Genomic DNA, 19,979 nt, shown 5'->3' with positions numbered 1-19,979 from the left:
AGCTCGCCTTCCCGTAGGGCCGGCGCACCGATCGGCGCGCCGTTGCCGTCGTGTTCGTGTGGAACACCTCCATCCTACGTCCGAGCACCGACCTTCTCGTTCCACCCCGTCCGGGCGGTGCGCGTGGGGGCCGGGGGAGCGCCGATCGTGCGGGCCGTCTCGTGGTGCGCGAGCAGTTCGTCGCCGACCGCCTCCCACGTGGTGCCCTCGACGCGGAGGCGGCCGGCGGACCCCATCCGCTCGGCCAGCGCCCGGTCGGCGTGGAGCCGGGCGACCGCGGCGCGCAGGGCCAGCGGGGCATCCGGGTCGTAGAGCTCGCCGTCGAGCCCGGGGGCGACGAGGTCGAGCGGTCCGCCAGAGGCCGGGGCGACGACCGGCAGGCCGGCCGCGTGGGCCTCCTGCAGTGTCTGCCCGAACGTCTCCGCCGCACCCGTGTGCACGAAGACGTCGAGCATCGCGTAGGCGTCGGCCAGGTCGGCACCGCGCAGCGGCCCGGTGAACGTCACGTCCAGGTGACGGAGTCGACGCTCGAGGAACGGCCGGGAGGGTCCCCCTCCTGTGACCACGACCCGGATGCCCGGCATGCCGCCGAGTTCGGCGAGCCGCTCGACCTCCTTCTCCGGTGCCAGCCGTCCCACGTAGCCGACGATGGTCTCGCCGCGCGGCGCGATGCGGCGGCGCATCGCGCGGACGTGGGCAGACGTCCGGCGAGCGGGGTGGAACAGCGCCGTGTCGACGCCCCGGCCCCATCGGGCGACCCGCGGCACGCCCTCCTCGGCGAGCATCGCCGCGGTCGCGGAGGACGGCGCGAGCGTCAGCGAGGCGCCGGCGTGGATCCGCCCGAGGACCCGGCGGACCAGCGGGGCGGCCGCGGAGAGGCCGTTGCGGCGGGCGAACCCGGCCACGTCGGTCTGGAAGACGGCGACGGAGGGGATGCCGAGCCTCCCGGCCGCCGTGATCGCGCGGCCCCCCAGCAGGAAGGGGCTGGCTGCGTGGAGCACGTCGGCGCCGGAGGCGGCGAGGATGGTGTCGAGGACCGGGTGCGGGAGTGCGACGGGGAACTGCCGGTACGCGACCGCGGGGATGCGGTGGACGTCGAACCCGAGGTGCCGCTCCTGTTCCGACCGCGACCGCCAGGCGGCGAGACCCGGGGCGTCCGGGGCGATGACCACCGCCCGGTGGCCGCGTCGGCGGAGGTGTTCGAGCACCGCGAGGACGCTCGTGGTGACGCCGTTGAGGGTGGGCAGGAAGCTCTCGGTCACGACGGCCACGGTCCGGGGGGACTCGGTGCCTCGCTCCACGCTGCGTGCGTTCATGGCACGGCCCATGTTCCGGGCGGCGCGTGGACGAGCGGGGGGTGCGACGTGAACGCGGCGCACGCGAGGGGTGAACAGACCGTGCGTCGCCCCGGGCAGCCGTCCACGACACGTCCAGGTCGCACGCAGCTGCTTCCCCGGGCCGCCGGTACGGTGGGCGCGTGACGGACGCACTCGACGACTTCTACGCGATCATCCCGGCCGGCGGCATCGGCTCCCGCCTGTGGCCGCTCTCGCGCGCCGACGCCCCCAAGTTCCTGCACGACCTGACCGGTTCCGGTTCCTCGCTGCTGCGACAGACCTGGGACCGCCTGGCGCCGCTCGCGGGACCGGACCGGATCATGGTCGTCACCGGGCGGGCACACCGTGCCGCCGTCGAGTCGCAACTCCCCGGCGTGCCGGACCACAACGTCGTGCTCGAGAGTGAACCGAAAGACTCAACCGCGGCGATCGGCCTCGCCGCGGCGATCCTGCACCGTCGTGAGCCGGACGTCGTGATCGGCTCCTTCGCCGCCGACCACGTCATCGGTGACGCCCGCGGGTTCCGCCGGTCCGTGCGCGAGGCCGTCGCGGCCGCCCGGGCCGGGTACATCACCACGATCGGCATCACGCCCTCCGAGCCCGCGATCGGCTTCGGGTACATCCACGCCGCCGACGACGCCCTCGGCGCCGACGGTGCACCGACCGCACACGCCGTCCGGTCCTTCGTCGAGAAGCCCGACCTCGGGACCGCGGAGGCGTACCTGCGGAACGGCTCGTACCTGTGGAACGCCGGCATGTTCATCGCCCGCGCCGACGTGCTGCTCGCCGAGATCGGACGCACCGAGCCGGAGCTGCTGGCGGGCATCGAGGAACTCGCGGCCGCCTGGGACACCCCGGCCCGCGGTGTCGTCGTCGACCGGATCTGGCCGGGGCTGAAGAAGATCGCGATCGACTACACCGTCGCGGAGCCCGCAGCCGCGGCAGGGCGGATGGCGGTCGTGCCGGGCGACTTCGACTGGGACGACGTGGGCGACTTCGCCTCGCTCGCCAAGCTCCAGTCGGGCGGGCGGAAGAACAACCTCGCGGTGCTCGGCGACAACGCCCGCATCCTGGCCGACTCCGCGAGCGGCATCGTCGTGTCGCAGAGCAACCGGCTCATCTCGTTGATCGGCGTCGAGGACATCGTCGTCGTCGACACCCCGGACGCGTTGCTCGTGACCACGAGTGCGAACGCGCAGCGGGTCAAGGGCGTGGTGGACGCGCTGAAGATCAGCGGGCGGGACGACGTGCTCTGACGAGCGGGGTGCGATGGCCCGGGTTGGGGCGACCGACGGGGGAGCGGCGGTATCGTCGTCTCGGGGGAACTGCGAGCGGGGGAGCGAGCATGGCGGACATCGAGTACGACCCGGGGGACGCATCCGCGCTGAGCCGTGCGCTGCGTACCGCCGACAGCGTGCTCCGCGGGCAGGCGAGCAAACGCTCGGGAGCGGTGACGACGGGTCTGCGGGACTTCTCCGGTGCGTACGCCGACCGGTTCCGCGAAGCCGGCCTGACCGAAGCGGAGGACCGAGGCAAGCTCGCGGGGGTCCTTGCCGACTTCGCCGACGACATCGACGCGGTGAGTCGACAGGCCGAGGAGGAACGGCAGCGGATCAGCGACCACGACGCGTGGAAGCAGCGCGAGGTGCAACGAAACGCCTTCCTTGAGTCGTCCGGTGGGATCACGGGGCTCGCAGTGCCGCTCTGGGAGTTCGCCACCGACCGTGAACCCTCGACCACGCCGATCACCCCGAAGCCGCTGACAGCTGCCTTCCATGCGCGGCAGCGTCCGCACTCGGCCGGCGGCGGTGACGGCAGTGGGAAGAGTTCTGCGAATCCGACCCACCTGCGCACGTTCGTGTCCACCACCCGATCTGCTGATCACGACGGCGACACGGAGTTGCAGCGGCTCAAGGCCGCCTGGTCGACCTTCAAGTCGTCGTGCTCATGAGCTGTCGTCGACGGGCAGAGCGCACTCAACGGATTCCGCCAGTACCTGGACCACAACGCGTCGGACTGCTCGTGGAGCGAGCACGTCGCCACCGCGTTCGAGCAGGCCGGGGGAGTCGGACCGCTGCCGGACCTCGTACTCGCCGTCGCCACGAACGGCCGGACACCACCGGTGCTCGACGCGTTGTTCGCCGAAGGGCTGACACCGGCCGAGGTCGCGGAGCGATGGACAGCATTCGGGTTGTCGAAGGCCGATGCGCCGGCACTCCGCGCGTTGCCGCGGTCGGTGCTCGAGCAGCTGGGCAACCTCGAGGGCGTTGCCTACTGGGCGCGGGACACGGCGAACCGGTCTGTGCTCGGGCTCCGCATCGACCAGGTTCAGAGCCAGTTGGCGACGGCGCACACCGGGTCCGCCTGGTCCGGTCAGTACGGCACGCCGTTCCAGCAGGAGATCGTCTCGCTTGAGAAGGAGCTGAATGCCCTGCTCAACATCGAGGCCACCCTGGGGAAGAAGGGTGACGGCCCACGTTCCCTGGTCTCCTTGACCGACGACGTCCCACCGCTCGCGGCGGTCTCGATCGGCGACCTCGACACAGCGGACAACGTGACCTGGGCAGTGCCGGGGATGAACACCACGACGGCGGACATGACGTCGTGGACGAACGCTGCCCAGAACATCTACAACCAACAGATCGTCGCCGACGGCGATCGCCACCGTGCGGTGATCTCCTGGATCGGTTACGAAACCCCGGAAGAGTTGACCGTCCTCGGGACAGCAAAGGCAGAAGCCGGCGCCGAGAAGCTAGCAGCCTCGGTGCGCGGCCTGGACGCCGTCCGAGCTGACGACGTCCCGACGACCAACATCGTGGCGCACTCCTACGGCACGACGACGGCAGGCGTGGCGCTCTCTCGATCGGACATCCACGTCGACCGGTTCGTGGCCCTGGCCTCCGCTGGTCTGCCGGACACGGTCGACTCAGCCGATGACCTGCACGCAGGCGAGGTGTACGCCGGACAAGCACGGAACGTGCTCTTCGACGAAGCAGGCAAGGGGGACGAGTTGGCGACTGTTGGTCGGAGCTTCAGCCGGGGGCACAGCGTCGACCCGTCGAAGCCGGGCTTCGGTGCCACGACGTTCGGAGCGAACGGCGGTACGGCGCCAGACGGCAGCACGACGAACCCGGTGTTGCACCACGATCCGTTGAACGCAGACGGTGGCGGGTACCTCGCCCAGAACACTGAAACGCTCTACAACGTGGGCGCGGCTACGACCGGACGAGAAGACAAACTGACGGAGTTCGATCCGACGCCGCCGACCAAGCGGGACCAATGGCTGTTGGGCGTCAGAGAACCCGACGGTGGAGAGTGACGTCGATGCGTAGTCATGGTGGTCGCGTGGCCGGAGCGGTTCTCCTGCTCGCGCTGTTCACCGGATCGGCGGTCGGCTGCACACAACGTCCGGCCCATGAACCGCAAGCAGAGAGGACGCCCGCGGTGGATCCCGAGAGCGCGCAGCAAAGGATGGTCGACGTCGTGAAGGACGCGACGGAGAGCCTCGGCGGCGAGTGGCGAGTGCGTTCCGGACCGGACTACGCCGAAGCCTGCGAACTGCCGGATGGCGATCGCGGATCGAAGTGGACCTACTTCCTCACCCGAGCACAGATCGGCGACGTCGCCTCGGACGTCGCGAAGGTCGAAGCGCGATGGAGAGAGCAGGGCATGTCCGTCGATCGCTGGGGAACGAAGACGGAGCCGACGGTCGTGGGCCGCGGTGGCGCTCGCACCGACTCCGTCAGCTTCTCCGTTGCACCGAACCTGTACGTGATCCAGGGTGTCTCGTTGTGCTTTCCGGGCGACGCCGACGAGTTGTGACGGACTTGTTCAGCCCTCTTGCTTCCGGGGCAGGGCGCTCTGCTCGTGTGACCGCTTGCACTTTCGACGCTCGCCGGTTGTGCCCCAACGGTAGAGAACGCGCCTGTCCCGTCCGTTCTCTCGCGCGAAGCGGAGGAACAGGTGATCGACGCTATGAACGGCACGACCGGGCGGCTCGGCGCCGAGTGGCGACCGATCACTGGACCGTGCCCGCGGGAGTGCGATGCGCCGGAGGGTGATCTCGGCGCGCATCGGCGGCACGTCGTCGGACGATCTGAAGCGGGGACCGCTGTCGGACACCAGCACGTTGGAACCACCATGTTCAGGGTGACGACGTCCGCTCTGGTGCTCGTGATGATCGTGACCGTGATCACGGGATGTGCTGAACAACCCGCGAAGAGGAAACCACCCGTGGACTCCGTGACCGCGCAGCGCCAGATGGTCGATGCGGTCGACGACGTCACCAGTCATCTCGGCGGCACGTGGAAGCCCCGAACTGGGCCCGACCATGCCGAAAGCTGTCGGCTGTCGGGAGGCGAGGACGGCGCGCAGTGGGTGTACCTCACCGGACGGACTGCTGGAGGCGACCCGGAGCGAGACGCTGCTGGAGCGGCCGATCGCTGGAAGGCTCAAGGTTTGAACGTCGAACGGTGGGGCGACGCGGCTCGACCTGCGGTCGTGGGGCGTGGTGGCGAAGCGGTCGATTCGATCAGCCTGTACGCCTACCCCGGCAACTACACGGTGCAGGCCGTGTCAGTCTGTTTCCCCGGCGACGCGGACGAGCTGTGAAGCGCGGAGGATCACCATGAACGGCACCCTGCGACGGACTTCAGCATGCGCGCTGGCGCTGTCGACGCGTACCCGGGCGACTCGACCGTCCGAGCGGCTCACTCTGCGCCCGTGGCGAGGCAAACCCACCGCCGAGCGCGCCGCTCGGGCGTCGGAGGAGCGGTGACGGCGGGCGCCGCCACCGTCGCTCTGCTACTGACCGGGTGCGCTCCAGCGGGAGCGCCCGAATCGAGACCGTCGCCGACGCCAGCGGTGACCGAGCGGGGCGCGGAACAACAGCTGATCGACGCTGTCGACGACGCCACGACGCGTCTCGGGGGCTATTGGAGATCGCGCACCGGTCCCGACGACTAGGTCGAGGGCTGAACGCTCTCGGACGGTGCGCAAGGCGCGCAGTCGCGGTACCTCGTCGGGAGCGGTTTTCCCTTGATCAGCGTCTACGCGTACTCCGGGAACCACACAGTCTAGGCCGTGTCCTCGTGTCGCCCAGGCGAAGGAGACGAGTTGGGAGCCAGCGACGGATGAACCCGCGATCTCGCTGCCCCGGCGCGCAGCACGTGCCCTGGCATTCGCCACCGCCGGCTTCCTCCTCGGCGTGAGCGCGGTGTTTCTCAGGCAACGCGGACGACAGCTCCTGAACCATTTCGCGGACCGGCGGGTGTGCGGCATGCGTGCGCGATCCTCCAGGCCGCAGCCCGTCTGTAGCGCTCCATCACGAAACCCCTCGAACTGGGGCCACGACCCACGCGCAGCGTTTCCGGCGCGTTACAGCGCGGTCGCGATCACGTAACCGATGCGGGAGGGCGTCCAGAGGGGTCCTGCACCGCCCGGCCGGTCGTGTACTGTCCTCACGATCGCCCGGTGCGCAGTGACTCCGGGCCGACTCCCGATCTCCCCGGAGGAACCCCCCGTGTCATCTCGTTCCCGTCGCATCGCCATGAGCGGCCTCGCGCTCGTCGGCACCGTCGCCGTGCTCGCCGGCTGTGCGTCCGCCCCGTCCGAGTCCACCTCGTCCAAGAAGTCCGACTTCCTGCCCTGCATGGTGTCCGACGCCGGTGGGTTCGACGACAAGTCGTTCAACCAGCTCGGCTACGAGGGCATGATCTCGGCCGCTGACGACCTCGGCGCCCAGACCAAGAAGGCCGAGTCCAAGGACGCGACCGTCTACGACTCGAACATCCAGCAGCTCGTCAGCCAGAACTGCAACCTCGTCATCACGGTCGGGTTCAACCTCGCCGCCTCGACGAAGAAGCAGGCCGCGGCGAACCCGGACACCGACTTCGCGATCATCGACGACAACTCGATCGACGCCAAGAACGTCAAGCCGATCACCTTCGACACCTCGCAGGCGGCCTTCCTGGCCGGCTACGCGGCCGCGTCCTACTCGAAGTCCGGCGTCGTCGGCACCTTCGGTGGCATGCAGATCCCGACCGTCACCATCTTCATGGACGGCTTCGCGGACGGCGTCGAGTACTACAACGAGCAGAAGAAGAAGGACGTCAAGGTCGTCGGCTGGGACGTCGCGAGCCAGAAGGGCTCCTTCACCGGTGGCTTCGAGGCCGGCACCCAGGCGAAGTCGGTCGCGCAGTCGCTGCTCGACCAGGACGCCGACGTGATCCTGCCGGTCGGTGGCCCGATCTACCAGAGCGCCGCTGAGGCCATCAAGGACGCCGACAACGGTTCCGTCCTGATCGGCGCGGACAGCGACCTCTACGAGGCCGACCCCCGCTACAAGGACATCGCCTTCACCTCGATCGAGAAGGGCATGAAGCCCGCCGTCAAGGACGTCGTCGAGCAGGCCGCCAAGGGCGACTTCGCGAAGACCCCGTACGTCGGCACGCTCGAGAACGACGGCGTCGGCATCGCGCCGTTCCACGACTACGAGTCCAAGGTCGACTCGGGTCTGCAGGGTGAGCTCGACGAGATCAAGGCCGGCATCATCGACGGTTCGATCAAGGTCGAGACCGAGGCCACCGTCAAGTAGTCCGTCGAACGCGGGCGGGGGAACTCTCCTCCGCCCGCGTTCTCGCGCGCACGGGGACCGTCGCGCACCCGAGACAGAAATAGACTCACCGACATGAAGCTCGAACTCCGCGGCATCACGAAGCGGTTCGGCACCCTGGTCGCCAACGACCACATCTCGATCACCGTCGAACCGGGCGAGGTGCACTGTCTCCTCGGCGAGAACGGTGCGGGCAAGTCGACCCTCATGAACGTCCTCTACGGCATGTACCAGGCCGACGAGGGCGAGATCCTGCTCGACGACGTCGTCCAGCACTTCGACGGGCCGGGCGACGCCATGCGCTCCGGCATCGGCATGGTGCACCAGCACTTCATGCTCGTGCCGGTCTTCACCGTGGCCGAGAACGTCATGCTCGGGCAGGAGGAGACGTCGTTCGGCGGGCGTCTCGACCTCGCCGGCGCCCGGAAGCGCGTGCGGGAGATCTCCGCTCGGTTCGGGTTCGACGTCGATCCCGATGCACGGGTCGGCGACCTGCCGGTCGGTGTGCAGCAGCGCGTCGAGATCATCAAGGCGCTGTCCCGTGACGCCTCGGTCCTGGTGTTCGACGAGCCGACGGCCGTCCTCACCCCGCAGGAGACCGACGAGCTGATGGGCATCATGCGCCAGCTCCGCGAAGCCGGCACCGCCATCGTCTTCATCACGCACAAGCTCCGTGAGGTCCGCGAGGTCGCCGACCGCATCACCGTCATCCGCCTCGGCAAGGTCGTCGGCGAGGCGTCCCCGACGGCGTCGAACAGCGAGCTCGCGGCGCTCATGGTCGGCCGCAGCGTCGAACTCGTCGTGGACAAGGCCCCGGCCGCCCCGGGGGAGGCCGCGCTCGTCGTCGAGGACCTGACGGTCACCGACGCGGACGGGATCGTGCTCGTCGACGACGTGTCCTTCACGGTCCGTCGTGGCGAGGTGCTCGCCATCGCCGGCGTGCAGGGCAACGGGCAGACCGAGCTCACCGAGGCGATCATGGGCCTCGAGCCCGTCCGCTCCGGCCGCATCACGCTCGACGGGCGCGAGGTCACCGGCCGCAGCGTCAAGCAGATCCTCGACGCCGGCGTCGGCTTCGTGCCCGAGGACCGCAAGGAGGACGGGCTGGTCGGGGAGTTCACGATCGCCGAGAACCTCATGCTCGACCGTGCCGACGCCACCGAGTTCGTCCGTGCCGGCACCATCCGCGCCGCCGAGCGGGACACGTTCGCCGACGAGAAGATCGCCGAGTTCGACATCCGCACGCCCGGACGCACCACGGCAGCCGGTCGGCTCTCCGGCGGCAACCAGCAGAAGATCGTCCTCGCCCGCGAACTGAGCCGGCCCCTGCGGCTCTTCGTCGCCGCACAGCCCACGCGCGGCATCGACGTCGGGTCGATCGAGTTCGTGCACAAGCGCATCGTCGAGACCCGCGACAGCGGCGTCCCGGTGATCGTCGTCTCCACCGAGCTCGACGAGGTCGTCGCGCTCGCCGACCGGATCGCCGTGATGTACCGCGGCACGATCGTCGGCATCGTCCCGGCGTCCACTCCCCGCGACGTCCTCGGACTCATGATGGCGGGCGAACTGCCCGCAGGAACGGAGCTCGCCGCGTGAGCGACACCACGCCGGAGCACGGCGGCGCCACCCCGCCGTCGGACCGCAGCTCGACCCCCGTCGACGGGACCACGGGCCTCCCGGCCGGGTCCGACGCCACACCGGCGGTCGACGACCGCCTGCAGGAAGTGGCCGGACCGCCGCACCTGATGACCGACTCGGCAGTCGACAGCGAACGCCGTGAGGGCGGCGACGGACGCTGGAGCGACGCGATGCGCAGCATCGTCAACGGCTCCGTCCTCACCACCGTGCTCGCGGTCGTCCTCGCCCTCGTCGCGAGCGGTGTCCTCATCGCGCTGACCGACAAGGACGTCCAGGCCGCGGCCGGGTACTTCTTCGCCCGACCGACCGACATGCTGCGCGCCGTCGGCACCGCGGTCGGCGGCTCGTACTCGTCGCTGTTCCAGGGTTCCGTCGTCAACTTCGGCGCCCCCTCGTTCGCGAGCGCGATCACGCCGATCACCCGCTCCGTCGACTACGCGGTGCCGCTCGTCGTCGCCGGCCTCGGCGTCGCCGTGGCCTTCCGCGCGGGCCTGTTCAACATCGGCGGCCAGGGGCAGGTCCTCATAGCCGCCGCGGCAGCTGGCTGGGTCGGGTTCTCGTTCGACCTGCCGGCAGCGGTGCACATCCCGCTGACGATCCTCGCCGGCATCGTCGGCGGCGCGGTCTGGGCCGGGCTCGTCGGCGTCGTCAAGGCCCGGACCGGTGCCAACGAGGTCGTCCTGACGATCATGCTGAACTACGTCGCCCTCTACCTGCTCTCCTTCATGCTCCGGACCCCCGGGCTGCTGCAGGCCGGTGGGAGCCCGAACCCGATCTCCCCGGCGACCAAGGACAGTGCGCTGCTCCCGGCGCTGTTCGGACCGCGCTTCGGCATCAACGTCGGCTTCGTCGTCGCGGTCATCGCGGTCGTCGTCGTCTGGTGGCTGCTCAACAAGTCCTCGCTCGGATTCCGCTTCCGGACCATCGGCGAGAACCCGCGGGCCGCTCGCGTCGCCGGTATGAGCGTGCCGAGCCTGACCATCTGGGTGCTCGTGATCTCCGGTGGACTCATCGGCATCGCCGGCGCCTACCAGGTCGAGGGCGCGGTCACGACCGGGTTCACGTCGGGCATCGACGCCGGCATCGGGTTCGACGCGATCACGGTCGCGCTCCTCGGGCGTTCGAAGCCCTGGGGGACCTTCTGGGCGGCGATCCTGTTCGGCGTGCTGAAGAACGGCGGCTACGCCATGCAGGCCGCCAACGGGATCCCGATCGACATCGTCGACGTCATCCAGGCCCTCATCGTCCTGTTCATCGCGGCCCCGCCGCTCGTGCGCGCGATCTTCCGGATCCCGCAGCCCGGCGCCCGTCGTCGCACCAAGCAGAGCACCAAGCGGAAGGCGGTCGCCGCGTGAGCACCCTCAGCCCCACCGCCGTCCCGGCGTCACCCGTCCCGGACCGCCCCGTCGAGACCACGAGGAGCTGGAAGGCGCCCGTCGCCTTCGTCGTCTTCTCGGTGCTCGCCGCCGTGCTGTTCCTCGGCGTCGGCCGGGGTGGCACGACCACGTTCCGGCTCGCCAACGCCGGCGACTTCGTCCAGCTGCCGGACGTCGGCCTGCCCGCGCTCGCGACCGGCGTCGTCGTCGTCGTGGTCCTGTCGCTCCTCACGGCCGTCTCGTTCGTCCTGGTCGGCCGGTACCGTCCGGTGCCGCTGTGGCTGACGAGCGTGTTCGCCGTCGTGTTCGTCATCGGCTTCCTCACGTGGGCGGCCGCGGACAAGACAGTCCCGCTGCCCGGCCTGCTCGTCGGTGCGATCGGCCTGAGCGTCCCGCTCGTGTTCGGTGCGCTCGGCGGCGTGATCTCCGAGCGGGTCGGTGTCGTCAACATCGCCATCGAGGGGCAGTTCCTCGCCGGTGCGTTCACCTCGGCGCTCATCGCGTCGCTGACCGGGTCCGCGTGGGTCGGTCTCGTCGGCGCCCTCGTCGCCGGCGTGCTCGTGTCGTTCGTCCTCGCGGCGTTCAGCATCAAGTACCTCGTCGACCAGGTCATCGTCGGCGTCGTCATCAACGCGTTCATCTCCGGGCTCACCGGCTTCCTGTACTCGCAGGTGCTGTCGCCGGACGAGGAGCGCCTGAACGTCGGTGTCACCTTCCCGCGCTTCGAGATCCCCGTCCTGCACCAGATCCCGGTGATCGGCCCGGTGCTGTTCGAGCAGACCGTCATCGTGTACCTGGCGTACATCGCGGTCGCCGTCGTGACGTTCGCCCTGTTCAAGACGCGCTGGGGTCTGCGGCTCCGCGCGGTCGGGGAGCACCCGGAAGCGGCGGACACGGTCGGCATCAACGTCACCGGGACGCGGTTCTGGAACGTCTCGATCGCCGGTGCGATCGCCGGCCTGGGTGGTGCGTACTTCACACTCGACGCGGTCGGACCGTTCACGAAGGACATGACGGACGGTGCGGGCTACATCGCCCTGGCCGCCGTCATCTTCGGGCGGTGGGACCCGATCCGGGCCACGCTCGCGGCGCTCCTGTTCGGGTTCGCCTCGAACCTGCAGAACACCCTCGGCGCGATCAACTCGCCGGTGCCGAGCGAGTTCCTGCTCATGCTGCCCTACGTCGTCACGATCTTCGCGGTCGCCGGTCTGGTCGGGCAGTCGCGGGGACCGGCGGCCGCCGGCAAGCCGTACATCAAGAACTAGCCGGGAGGCACGGCACATGACAGACACGAACGCTGCGGGACACGACGGGGTGGGGACCGACCCCGTGACCGGCGAGCCGGCCTGGACGGACCCGGCCACGACCCTCCCGGCCGACCCGGACGCACAGATCGACGGGAGCACGGCGGCGGCCGTCGACGGCGACGTCGACTGGGACGCGCTCCGCGAGGCCGCCACCACCGCGATGGGCCGCGCCTACGTGCCGTACTCGTCCTTCCCGGTGGGTGCCGCGGCACTCACCGACGACGGCCGGATCGTGTCCGGCTGCAACGTCGAGAACGCCTCGTACGGTGTGACCCTCTGCGCCGAGTGCTCGCTCGTGTCGCAGCTCTTCATGACCGGCGGCGGCAAGCTCGTCGCGTTCACCTGCGTGGACGGCGACGGGGCGACCCTCATGCCGTGCGGCCGCTGCCGGCAACTGCTGTTCGAACACTCGGCCGAGGGCATGCTCCTCGAGACCGTCTCGGGCATCCGCACCATCGACGAGGTCCTGCCGGACGCCTTCGGCCCCCGGACCCTCGTCACCTACCAGCAGGAGCACTGACCATGGCAGTCGAGCCCTTCGACACCGTCGACCTCATCCGCACGAAGCGCTCGCACGGCGCCCTCTCCACGCCGGAGATCGACTGGCTGGTCGACGCCTACACGCGCGGCTACGTCGGGGACGAGCAGATGGCCGCGTTCGCGATGGCGGTCTTCCTGAACGGCATGGAGCGTCGGGAGATCAAGGACCTCACCCTCGCGATGATCGCGTCGGGGGAGCGGATGTCGTTCGGCTCGCTCGGCAAGACCACGGTCGACAAGCACTCCACCGGCGGCGTCGGGGACAAGATCACGCTGCCGCTCGCGCCCCTCGTCGCCACGTTCGGCGTCGCGGTGCCGCAGCTGTCCGGGCGCGGCCTCGGGCACACCGGCGGCACGCTCGACAAGCTCGAGTCGATCCCCGGCTGGCAGGCCGCGATCTCCAACGAGCGCATGACGGAGATCCTCGACCAGGTCGGCGCCGTCATCTGCGCCGCCGGCTCGGGCCTGGCCCCGGCCGACAAGAAGCTCTACGCCCTGCGGGACATCACCGGCACGGTCGAGTGCATCCCGCTCATCGCGTCGAGCATCATGTCGAAGAAGATCGCCGAGGGCACCGCGGCGCTCGTCCTCGACGTGAAGTTCGGCTCCGGCGCCTTCATGGAGGACTTCGAGCAGTCGAAGCTCCTCGCACAGACGATGGTCGACCTCGGCAAGGACGCGGGCGTCGCCACCTCGGCGCTCCTCACCGACATGGAGGTCCCGCTCGGCCTGACGATCGGCAACGCCCTCGAGGTCCGCGAGTCCGTCGAGGTCCTCGCCGGTGGCGGCCCCGCGGACGTCGTCGAGCTCACGGTCGCGCTGGCGGCCGAGATGCTGCGTCTGGCAGGGCAGCCCGACGCCGACCCCGCGGCGGCACTGGCCGACGGCCGCGCGATGGACACGTGGCGCCGGATGATCGAGGCCCAGGGCGGCGACGCCTCGGCCGCGCTGCCGGTCGCCGCGGAGACGCACGTCGTCACCGCGACCGAGTCCGGTGTCCTCGCCACGCAGGAGGCCCTGCCCTTCGGCATCGCGGCCTGGCGCCTCGGTGCCGGTCGTGCCCGCGCCCAGGACCCGGTGCAGGCCGGTGCCGGCATCGAGCTGCACGTCAAGCCGGGCGACACCGTCACGGCCGGCCAGCCCCTGTGGACGCTGCACACCGACGAGCCCGCGCGGTTCGAGCGGGCGCTCGAGTCGCTCGAGGGCGCCTGGTCCATCGGGGACTCCGCGCCGGAGCGCGGTCCGATCGTGCGCGAGCGGATCCAGTAGCGACGCGACCAGCAGCCGGACGGGAGGCCCGCCACACGTGCTGTGGCGGGCCTCCCGTCCGTCTCGTCCACCGTGGGGACGCGGTGGTCCGTCGTCCACGGTCCCGTGGGTCCGCGACTGCGGTGGCGCGTCCGCGACCGGTAGCCTTGGACGCATGAGCGACGCCGCCACGACCTACCGCCTGCCCGACGCCGGAGCGGTCATCAACGACCTGCCGAAGGTCTCGCTGCACGACCACCTGGACGGCGGACTCCGTCCGGCGACCGTCATCGAGCTCGCGGCGACCGACGGGGTCGACATCCCGACCACGGACCCGGCCGAACTCGCCACCTGGTTCGCGGACCAGTCGAACTCGGGCTCCCTGGTCGAGTACCTGAAGACCTTCGACGTGACCACCGCCGTCATGCAGACCGCCGCCGGGCTCACCCGCGTCGCCCGCGAGTTCGTCGAGGACCTCGTCGCGGACGGCGTCGTCTACGGGGAGATCCGCTGGGCCCCCGAGCAGCACCTGCAGCGGGGGCTCACCCTCGACGAGACGGTGGAGGCCGTGCAAGCCGGCATCGAGGAGGCGGTCGACGCCGCCGGCGGGTCGATCCGCATCGGGCAGCTCGTCACGGCGATGCGGCACGCCGACCGGTCGATGGAGATCGCCGAACTCGCCGTGCGTCACCGCGACCGCGGCGTCGTCGGCTTCGACATCGCCGGGGCCGAGGCGGGCTTCCCGGCCTCGAACCACCGGGCGGCGTTCGAGTACCTCGCCTCCGAGCTCTTCCCCGTGACGGTGCACGCTGGCGAGGCCGACGGCCTCGCCTCCATCCGGTCGGCGCTCGTCGACGGTCGCGCCCTCCGCCTCGGGCACGGCGTGCGCGTGTTCGAGGACGTCACCCTGACCGACGGCGGTGACGGGTCCATGCTCGCCACGCTCGGCGAGGTCGCATCCTGGGTGCGGGACCGCGAGATCCCGCTCGAGGTCTCCCCGTCGTCGAACCTGCAGACCGGTGCGGTCGCCGCGTGGGGCGACGACCTGGCCGACCACCCGATCGACGTCCTGTACCAGCTCGGCTTCCGCGTCACGGTGAACACCGACAACCGCCTGATGAGCAACACCTCGCTGTCGAAGGAGCTGGCGCTGCTCGCCGGCACGTTCGGCTACGACCTCGACGACCTCGCCGCGTTCCAGATCAACGCGGCGCTCGGGTCGTTCCTGCCGCTCGAGGACCGCGAGGAGATCATCGCCGCGATCACCGCCGGGTACGCGGAGGCCTGATCCGATGGGGCTGCCGCCACTGCCGGACCCGGCCGTCGTGCTCGGGGCGTCCGCGTCCTCGTGGCGGGACGCGCTGCGGGCGGTCGGCGGCGCCCTCGTCGCATCGGGAGCGACCACCGAGGCGTACACCGACGCCATGACCGCCATGGTCGAGGAGCACGGGCCGTACATCGTCATCTCGCCGGGGCTCGCGTTCGCGCACGCCCGGCCGGGGTCGAGCGTCCTGCGGGACGGCCTGGCGGTCGTCACGCTGGCGTCGCCGGTGGTGTTCGGGCACCCGCACAACGACCCGGTGTCGGTCGTGCTCGGGCTCGCCGTCGCGGAGGTCGGCACACACCTCGAGTCGATCGGCGCGATCGCCAACCTGTTCAACGACCCCTCGGTCACCGGGCGGCTCGCTGCCGCCGCCACGGCCGACGAGGTCCGGGCCATCATGGGAGTGACGACGGCATGAAGATCGTGACCATCTGCGGTGCCGGCATCGGCGCGAGCGCCATCCTCAAGGTCAACGCGGAGAAGGCGCTCGCCTCGCTCGGACTCACGGCCGAGGTGGTCGCGGCGGACGTCGCCTCCGTGCGGCAGGTCGCCGACGACGCCAACGTCATCCTGACGAGCCAGGAGTTCGTCGAGACCATCGGGACGACGTACGCCGAGGTCATCGTGATCCGGAACCACTTCGACCAGAGCGAGATCACGGCGGCTGTGGACAGGGCACTCGGGTAGGGGTCGGGCCGGTACGATCGGCGCATGGTCAGCACCGACAACCCCCTGAACGACCCCGCCGTGGACCCCTTCGACGTGGCCCGCGACGCCGCAGCCGTCATCGCGTCCCGGTCCGGCATCGAGCGGCACGACGTCGCCCTGACGCTCGGCTCCGGCTGGGGGAAGGCCGCCGACCTCCTCGGAGAGACCGTGTCCGAGATCCCCGCGGCGGACGTCCCCGGCTTCAGCGCCTCGGCCGTGCCCGGACACTCCGGCACCGTCCGCTCCATCCGGCTCGCCGACGGCCGGCACGCGCTCGTCATCGGCGCCCGCACGCACTACTACGAGGGCCACGGCGTCCGTCGGGTCGTGCACAGTGTCCGCACCGCTGCCGCGACGGGTGCCTCGGTCATGGTGCTCACCAACGGCGCCGGTGGCATCAAGGAGACCTGGACGCCCGGCACGCCGGTCCTCATCAGCGACCACATCAACCTCACCGCCGACAGCCCGCTCGAGGGCGCGACGTTCATCGACCTGACGGACCTGTACTCGGCCCGTCTCCGCGCGGTGGCGAAGTCGATCGACCCCTCTCTCGACGAGGGCGTCTACACGCAGTTCCGCGGGCCGCACTACGAGACCCCGGCCGAGGTCCAGATGGCCAAGGCGATCGGCGGCCACATCGTGGGCATGTCGACCGCGCTCGAGGCCATCGCCGCCCGGCAGGCCGGCATGGAGGTCCTCGGCTTCTCGCTCATCACGAACCTCGCCGCGGGCATCCAGAAGACCCCGCTGTCGCACACCGAGGTGCTCGAGGCGGGCAAGCAGGCCGAGCCCGTGATCGCGGACCTGCTCGCCCGCGTGGTGGCCGCACTGTGACCCCCTACGATGGTCCGAGCGACGGCGCCCTCGCGGACGGCGACCTCGTCGACGGCGGCGACCTGGGGAACGGCGGCGACCTGGGGAACGGCGGCGTCCTGGGCGACAGGGGCGCGCCGGACGTGCTGGCGACCGCCCGTGCGTGGATCGAACAGGACCCCGACCAGGAGACCCGCGCGGAACTGCAGGAGCTGGTCGACGCGGCGGACACGGACGAACTGACAGCACGGTTCGCCGGTCGGCTGCAGTTCGGGACCGCCGGTCTCCGCGCCGAACTCGGTGCCGGTCCGCTGCGGATGAACCGAGTCGTCGTCACGCAGGCGGCCGCCGGTCTCGCCCGCTTCCTCATCGACTCCGGTCGTGACCGCAGCGTCGTGATCGGGTACGACGGTCGCGTCAACTCGGACGTCTTCGCTCGGGACTCCGCCGAGGTCATGCGCGGCCTCGGGCTCGACGTCACGCTGCTCCCGAGCGCGCTGCCGACGCCGCTCGTCGCGTTCGCCGTCCGGCACCTCGACGTCGGGGCAGGTGTCATGGTCACGGCCAGCCACAACCCGCCGCGGGACAACGGCTACAAGGTGTACCTCGGCGGTGCGGACGCGGGCTCGCAGATCGTGCCGCCGGTCGACGCCGAGATCGCCGCCGCGATCGACGTCGTCGCAGCGGGGGACATCCGGTCGCTCGACCGGGCGACGGACTACACCGTCGCGGACCAGACCCTCGTGCAGGCGTACGTCGACGCCACGGCCGCGACCGTGCCGGCCCCGCTCCTCGCGGTCGAGGCGCAGCCCTCCGTCGTCTACACGGCCATGCACGGCGTCGGGTGGGAGACGGCCCGGGCCGTGTTCACGCGTGCCGGCTTCCGTGAGCCCGCGGTGGTGCCCGAGCAGATCGAGCCGGACGGGGCGTTCCCGACGGTGTCCTTCCCGAACCCGGAGGAGCCGGGCGCGATGGACCTGTCGATCGCGCGCGGTGTCGAACTCGGAGCGGACCTCGTCATCGCCAACGACCCGGACGCCGACCGCCTGGCGCTCGCGATCCCCGACGGTGCCGGCTCCTACCGTCGACTCTCCGGCAACGAGGTCGGCTGGCTCCTCGGCTGGCGTGCCGCGGCCCGTGCTGCCGCCGCCGGCTCGACCGGGGTCCTCGCCGCATCGATCGTCAGCTCGCCGGCGCTGTCCCGCGTCGCCGAACAGCACGGCCTCGGGTACCGCGACACCCTCACCGGGTTCAAGTGGGTCTCCCGCGTCCCCGACCTGCTGTTCGGTTACGAGGAAGCGCTGGGGTACCTCGTCGACCCGCAGGTCGTGCGCGACAAGGACGGCATCTCCGCCGCACTCGAACTGCTGTCGCTCGCGACCGAACTCGCTGCCGACGGGAGGACCATCGCCGACCAGCTCGACGCGTTCGCCGAGCGGTTCGGGGCGTTCTCCTCCGGGCAGGTCTCGACCCGCGTCGACGACCTGTCGCGCATCGGGGAGATCATGGCCTCCCTGCGATCGTCCACGCCGACGGAACTCGGCGGCATCACGATCACCTCGGTGACCGACTTCCTGGACGGCGTCGAGGGCTTCCCGCCGTCCGACATCCTGCGCTTCGACCTGGAGGGCGGGGCGCGGGTCATCGTCCGCCCGAGCGGCACGGAGCCCAAGGTGAAGGTCTACATCGACACCGTCGCGGCCACGTCGGCCGAGGCCGGCGCCATGACCGACCGCCTGGCGGCGGCGGTCCGCCCCCTCGTGTCGTAGCGCGCGCCGCGCCGCGCACGCGCACGGTGCGGGTGAACCGGCACGCGGCGCACGCGCACAACGAGAACCCGCTCGAACCACTGGATCCGATGGTCCGAGCGGGTTCTCGTTGTGTCGGTGCGACCGGAACCGGGCTCGTCCTCCACGACGGGCGGCTTCCACGCTGGTGTCCACAGGTGGGTGGAGTCGATCGTCGCCGGACGGGCAGCGCACGAGGCTGCAGGGATGCAACGACTCCACATCATCAGGGGTGGCACTGCCGACCCCACCGGTCGACGAGGAGCCGACCTCGTCGCGGCTGCCGACCGAGGCGTCCTCGTCCGGCTCGCTCCCGGCAGGTACGTCGAGGCCGAGCGGTGGCGAGCGGCCGACGCCCGGACCCGTCACCTCGCCCGGATCGACGCGATCGACGACCGGATCGCGCAGCGGCTCGTCGTGTCCCACGTCTCGGCCGTCGCTCTGCACGGACTGCCCTGGAGCGGGGAACTGCCCGAGGTGGTCGACGTCATCGACCCGCACCGCGAGACCGCCCAGTCGCTCCGACTGCTGCGGAAGCACCCCGGGAAGGGGCGGGCGACACGCGTCGTCCGGACCCCGTCCGGTCGGGCGGTCACGGACCTGCTGACCACGGTCGTGGACATCGCGCTGACGCAGGAGCTCCGGCGCTCCGTCCCCGTGCTCGACGTCGCGTTGCAACGTGGCACAGACCGCGCGGCGCTCCAAGCGGAACTCAGCTCCCGGTCCGCTGTCCACGGCCGGGACCGTGCGCGGTTCGCGATCGCGTTCGCGGACCAGCGCACTGGATCGGTGGGGGAGTCGATCGCCCGGGTGGCGCTGGACGAGGTCGGGGCACCACGGCCGCGACTCCAGGTCGACTTCCAGGACCGAGCGGGTTTCGTCGCGCGGGTCGACTTCTGGTTCCCCGACCAGGGCGTCGTCCTCGAGTTCGACGGCGCGGCGAAGTACCGGGACCCGGCGCTGCGCGCTGCCGGCCTCACCGCCGAGGACGTCCTCGTCCAGGAGAAGCGTCGCGAGGACCGACTCCGACTCGTCCCGGAGGTGCGGCGGGTCGGGCGGTTCGGCTGGGCGGAGACGCAGGACACGAGCCTGCTGCGGGCACTGCTCGTGGGCCTCGGCCTCCCGCTGGAGGAGCGACGGTTCCGGACGATCCGGTGAACGACGGCAGCGGCACCGCGGGGTCCCAGCGCGGATCGGCGCCGCACAACGAAGACCGCCCCGAACCACGGATGGCCGTGGTTCGGGGCGGTTCGTGTTGTGCGGGTCCGATCGGCGCCGGGAGGCGCGC

18 protein-coding genes are annotated in these 19,979 nt (G+C 70.8%); 17 read left to right on the top strand and 1 reads right to left on the bottom strand.

What is annotated here, in order from left to right; genetic code table 11:
* Window positions 1–74: 74 nt before the first annotated feature.
* On the bottom strand, window positions 75–1,262 hold the full coding sequence (locus tag DEJ34_RS10380) for a glycosyltransferase family 4 protein (protein WP_349775000.1): 1,188 nt from the start codon (window positions 1,260–1,262) through the stop codon (window positions 75–77).
* Between the two features lie 215 nt (window positions 1,263–1,477).
* Here DEJ34_RS10380 and DEJ34_RS10375 point away from each other — a divergent pair, with 215 nt between their 5' ends.
* The 17 genes from DEJ34_RS10375 to DEJ34_RS10295 all read left to right on the top strand — a co-directional run bounded on the left by DEJ34_RS10375 (window position 1,478) and on the right by DEJ34_RS10295 (window position 19,849).
* Window positions 1,478–2,593, top strand: a complete 1,116-nt coding sequence (locus tag DEJ34_RS10375) for a mannose-1-phosphate guanylyltransferase (RefSeq protein WP_110824555.1) — start codon at window positions 1,478–1,480, stop codon at window positions 2,591–2,593.
* Between the two features lie 158 nt (window positions 2,594–2,751).
* On the top strand, window positions 2,752–3,288 hold the full coding sequence (locus tag DEJ34_RS10370) for a hypothetical protein (RefSeq protein ID WP_284180681.1): 537 nt from the start codon (window positions 2,752–2,754) through the stop codon (window positions 3,286–3,288).
* A 171-nt stretch (window positions 3,289–3,459) separates the two neighbouring features.
* Window positions 3,460–4,656, top strand: coding sequence for an alpha/beta hydrolase (locus DEJ34_RS10365; RefSeq protein ID WP_181422221.1), 1,197 nt, complete (start codon window positions 3,460–3,462; stop codon window positions 4,654–4,656).
* 26 nt (window positions 4,657–4,682) lie between these two features.
* Window positions 4,683–5,159: a hypothetical protein gene (locus DEJ34_RS10360; protein ID WP_146236895.1), complete on the top strand. Its 477-nt coding sequence runs from the start codon at window positions 4,683–4,685 to the stop codon at window positions 5,157–5,159.
* A gap of 153 nt (window positions 5,160–5,312) precedes the next feature.
* Window positions 5,313–5,948: a hypothetical protein gene (locus DEJ34_RS10355; protein ID WP_146236894.1), complete on the top strand. Its 636-nt coding sequence runs from the start codon at window positions 5,313–5,315 to the stop codon at window positions 5,946–5,948.
* A 910-nt stretch (window positions 5,949–6,858) separates the two neighbouring features.
* Window positions 6,859–7,932, top strand: a complete 1,074-nt coding sequence (locus DEJ34_RS10350; protein WP_110889967.1) for a BMP family lipoprotein — start codon at window positions 6,859–6,861, stop codon at window positions 7,930–7,932.
* 93 nt (window positions 7,933–8,025) lie between these two features.
* On the top strand, window positions 8,026–9,546 hold the full coding sequence (locus DEJ34_RS10345) for an ABC transporter ATP-binding protein (RefSeq protein WP_110824553.1): 1,521 nt from the start codon (window positions 8,026–8,028) through the stop codon (window positions 9,544–9,546).
* Window positions 9,543–10,943: an ABC transporter permease gene (locus DEJ34_RS10340; protein ID WP_375342311.1), complete on the top strand. Its 1,401-nt coding sequence runs from the start codon at window positions 9,543–9,545 to the stop codon at window positions 10,941–10,943. The genes DEJ34_RS10345 and DEJ34_RS10340 overlap by 4 nt, the downstream gene beginning before the upstream one ends.
* Window positions 10,940–12,229 carry an ABC transporter permease gene (locus DEJ34_RS10335; protein ID WP_110824552.1) on the top strand — a complete coding sequence of 430 codons (1,290 nt, stop codon included), beginning with the start codon at window positions 10,940–10,942 and terminating at the stop codon, window positions 12,227–12,229. The genes DEJ34_RS10340 and DEJ34_RS10335 overlap by 4 nt, the downstream gene beginning before the upstream one ends.
* Window positions 12,230–12,431: 202 nt before the next feature.
* Entirely contained in the window at window positions 12,432–12,791 is a 360-nt protein-coding gene (locus DEJ34_RS10330; RefSeq protein ID WP_284180726.1) for a cytidine deaminase, read from the top strand.
* 2 nt (window positions 12,792–12,793) lie between these two features.
* On the top strand, window positions 12,794–14,080 hold the full coding sequence (locus tag DEJ34_RS10325; protein WP_110889964.1) for a thymidine phosphorylase: 1,287 nt from the start codon (window positions 12,794–12,796) through the stop codon (window positions 14,078–14,080).
* Window positions 14,081–14,234: 154 nt separating this feature from the next.
* The gene (locus DEJ34_RS10320) at window positions 14,235–15,347 is read left to right on the top strand and encodes an adenosine deaminase (RefSeq protein ID WP_110900561.1); all 1,113 of its coding nucleotides are present in this window, start codon (window positions 14,235–14,237) and stop codon (window positions 15,345–15,347) included.
* A 4-nt stretch (window positions 15,348–15,351) separates the two neighbouring features.
* Complete coding sequence (locus DEJ34_RS10315; RefSeq protein WP_110900562.1) at window positions 15,352–15,801, top strand: PTS sugar transporter subunit IIA; 450 nt, start codon at window positions 15,352–15,354, stop codon at window positions 15,799–15,801.
* A complete protein-coding gene (locus tag DEJ34_RS10310) occupies window positions 15,798–16,070 on the top strand; it encodes a PTS sugar transporter subunit IIB (protein WP_110824547.1) in 273 nt (90 codons plus the stop codon). Before DEJ34_RS10315 ends, DEJ34_RS10310 begins: the two co-directional genes overlap by 4 nt.
* Window positions 16,071–16,094: 24 nt before the next feature.
* Window positions 16,095–16,925: a purine-nucleoside phosphorylase gene (locus DEJ34_RS10305; protein ID WP_110900563.1), complete on the top strand. Its 831-nt coding sequence runs from the start codon at window positions 16,095–16,097 to the stop codon at window positions 16,923–16,925.
* 80 nt (window positions 16,926–17,005) lie between these two features.
* Complete coding sequence (locus tag DEJ34_RS10300) at window positions 17,006–18,673, top strand: phospho-sugar mutase (protein WP_502864381.1); 1,668 nt, start codon at window positions 17,006–17,008, stop codon at window positions 18,671–18,673.
* A 225-nt stretch (window positions 18,674–18,898) separates the two neighbouring features.
* Window positions 18,899–19,849 (top strand): hypothetical protein, encoded by a 951-nt coding sequence (locus DEJ34_RS10295; RefSeq protein WP_146234082.1) that lies wholly within the window; start codon window positions 18,899–18,901, stop codon window positions 19,847–19,849.
* The last annotated feature ends 130 nt before the right edge of the window (window positions 19,850–19,979 follow it).

Origin of the sequence: Curtobacterium sp. MCPF17_050 (genome assembly GCF_003224435.2) — a bacterium.
Taxonomy (GTDB): Bacteria; Actinomycetota; Actinomycetes; order Actinomycetales; family Microbacteriaceae; genus Curtobacterium.
This window is presented reverse-complemented; position numbering and strand designations above follow the sequence as displayed.